Source organism: Arthrobacter sp. 2YAF22_2 (genome assembly GCF_052114645.1).
In the GTDB taxonomy this organism is placed as follows: Bacteria; Actinomycetota; Actinomycetes; order Actinomycetales; family Micrococcaceae; genus Arthrobacter.
The window spans coordinates 1-3201 of the sequence record NZ_JBFRFD010000436.1; the positions used below are offsets into that span (position 1 = coordinate 1).

Below are 3201 nucleotides of genomic sequence, written 5' to 3' on the forward strand. Positions count from 1 at the left end.
CGTATGCGGCGGCCAAGGGTGGTGTCAACGCACTGACCCAGTCATTGGCGATGGAAGTGGGCGGACGCGGTATCCGCGTGGTGGCGACAGCCCCCGGCGGCACGGAGGCGCCACCCCGCAAGGTCAAGCGGGGCCCCGAGGCCGAATCCGCCACGGAAAAAGCCTGGTACCAGGTGATCGTTGACCAGAGTGTGGATTCGTCCTTCCTGAAGCGCTACGGGACATTGGACGAACAGGCCGCTCCCATCGTATTTCTCGGATCAGACGAGGCGTCCTACCTCACAGGCAGCATCCTTCCGGTCGCCGGCGGAGACCTGGGCTGAGGCCGTTGTGATCGATGCCCGCCGCCAGGTCCGGCCAGCCGGCTCCGGTAGAGTTGCGGCCATGACGGCGGCCTCCATACACGGTGAAATGGCGGAGGATTTGCCGCTTGTTGGCCGTTCAGGGGTTTTTGCGGAGCTCCTGGAAATTCTCCGCACGGTCCGCAAGGGGACGGTTGGCGCAGTGGTGATCACCGGCCCGTCCGGCTCGGGGAAGACCGCCGTGCTGGAGCTCTTTCTTGAGCACTGCCGCACCGGCGCCCGTGGTGTCCGCGTGCTGTCCGCAATGGGCGATGAATGGGAGGCACAGTTTCCCCTCGCGGGCTACTCCCAGCTCATGCTCACGGTGCCGCCGCGCTCGGTAAAGGATTACGCCGCCGGGGCGGCCTTGCCGGCGGGTCCCGTGGCGGATCTCACCGCAGACCAGGCGCTTAATTTCGCGTCCACCCTCAGCACCCATCTGGAAGGGCTGCAGGCCCATGGCAGCGTAGTTGTCGCCGTCGATGACGTCCACAAACTTGACGTGGAAAGCCTGCGCATCCTGACGTTCGTCATGCGCCGGCTGCACGGTAAAAGGATTCTGTTCGTGCTCACGCTTAACCCCGATGACGCTTTGCGCGTCCCTGCCGGGACTCTGGAATTCCTCACAGGCCACCAGATGACCCGTATCCCGCTGGCTCCGCTCACCCCGCAGCAGGTTCAGGATCTCGCGCGGAGGATGCTCGGCATCGATCTCAGTGCGACGTCGGCCCATGGGCTGGTCCGGCACACCGGAGGGCTCGCCCAACCGATCGTGGAGCTGCTCCATGAGTTGCCGGCAGAAACCTGGCAGACGTGGTTTCCCTCCCTACCTCCGACCTCCCGTATCCGCGCCAGGGTGCGCAGTGTCCTGGGCGCAGCGTCCCCGGGGCTGGTTGCTGTCGCGGAGGCTGCGTCGGTGCTGGGGCGCACTGCAAGCCTGGCAGAGGTCGCCGAGGTCAGCCAGGGGGAGTCCGTCATGGCAGCACTCGACGAGGGACATCAAGCCGGGCTATTGGGGCTGACTGTTGACCAGGCCCGTTCGGCCGTTGTGTTCTTCGAACCGGGTACCGCCGAGGCCATCTACGAACAGATCATCCCCAGCCGGCGCATTGCGCTTCATCGGCTGGCCGCCGAGGCCGTGCAGCCCGAAGGTGAGCGATTGGGCCACCGTGTCTCTGCCACACCCGGTGCAGATGAGGCACTGGCCCTTGAGTTGGAGGAATTCGCCCGGCGCCAGGCCCTGGTAGGGGCGTGGCAAGAGGCCTCAACAGCTTTGTTCTCTGCGTCCAGGCTTTCCCGGGACATCCGTTCCCGAAACGACCGGCTGCTGAGGGCCGTGGATGCGCTGGTGGGTTCCGGCAACATTGCCCAGGCCCAGATATGGATCGCCGCAGTGGACGCCCTGCCGCCGTCGCCGCTTAGATCCTCCGTGCTGGGCTACCTTTCGACCGCGTCCGGACAAAGCGACAGTGCCCAGACGCAGTTGGAGGTGGCTTGGCGGACCTCCAACCCGCAGCGTGATCCGTCCGCCGCCGCCCAGGTGGCGCAGCGCTTCGTCCTGCACGGGGTAGCATCCTGGGACGGCCCGTTGATTACCACCTGGGCCGAACGGGCCATGGAACTTACGCAGCCCGGAACTCCCGCCCACATTGAGTCGGAGGCGATCTACGGTTTGGGCTTGTATGCGCAGGGCCGTCTCTCGGAGGCTGAGGTTTCCTATCACCGGGCCTTCGAGCACGCTGCCGAAAACGCACAGAAACAGCGGGTCCAAATGGGCGCCGGCTGGCTGGCGCTGCGACTTGATAACGTTGAGACGGCGCTGGTGAACTTCGAGTCCGCGGCTCCAACGGAGTACCGTGGCGGCTCAATGCGGATTTCCCTCTGGGCCGAGGCCTGGCTGGCGCGCACCCACCTGGTACTGGGCAACTGGGATGCCGCTGCCGATACCGTGGCGCGCGCATCCGTGCGCCTTGAGACCTCCCGGATGCCGCTGRTCCGCCCGCTGCTTTACTGGACTGCGGCGGAGCTCTGGTCCATGCGGGGAGACTGGGAGCGGGCCCGGTACTACGTTTCGCAGGCCGCAGTGCAGCCCGGAACCTACCGCGCCATGCAGGTGCCGGCGAGTCTCGCCCGCGCCCGCTTCCACGAGGCCAGGGCGGACTACGAAGGCGCCTTGGCTGTCCTGCAGCCGTTGACTGAGCTGGACCCGTGGACCGAGGACAGGGTCTCCTTCTGGCCCTGGCAGGATACCTACGTCAACGCCCTGGTCATGACCGACCAGCTCGACGCGGCCGACTCGTTCCTCACCGCGTTCGAGCGTGTGCCGCGCGAACGCGAGATACCCTCGGATTTGGCGCGGATGGCGTGGGCGCGGGGCCGGCTCGTGGCCGCGCAGGGAGACCCGGACACCGCCAGGGAACATTTTGAGGCGTCCCTGGGCCACCTTAGGGGGCTCAACCGGCCGTATCTGCGCGCACGGGTTAGTTTTGCGTTCGGCCAGAGCATGCGCCGGGCGGGCAAGCGGCGGCTGGCGTCGACCGTCCTGCGCGCGGCCCGCGACCTCTACGACTCCCTGGGGGCGGCCACCTATGTGGAACGGTGCGACCGGGAGCTCAAGGCAACGGGGCTCGACGTCGGGCACGTTCCGGACCCTGCCGACCCGGTGCTCACCGCCGTCGGCGACCACCACCTCCAGCTCACAGCGCAGGAACGGGCGGTGGCCGAACTGGTCGCGGGCGGCGCCACCAACAAGGAGGCGGCCCGGGCGCTGTTCCTGGCGGAGAAGACCGTACAGTACCACCTCACCCGGCTCTACCGGAAAATGGGAATCCGCTCCCGCAGCGAGCTCGCGGCCGCGTTC

2 protein-coding genes are annotated in these 3201 nt (G+C 67.0%); both read left to right on the forward strand.

Features of this window, described 5'->3' with window-relative positions:
- Positions 1–323: SDR family oxidoreductase (locus AB4Y86_RS15425; RefSeq protein ID WP_441403072.1), on the forward strand; the 323-nt coding region annotated here is incomplete at its 5' end.
- Positions 324–384: 61 nt separating this feature from the next.
- Positions 385–3201, forward strand: a 2817-nt coding sequence (locus tag AB4Y86_RS15430; RefSeq protein WP_441403073.1) for an AAA family ATPase, incomplete at its 3' end; no start/stop codon positions are given.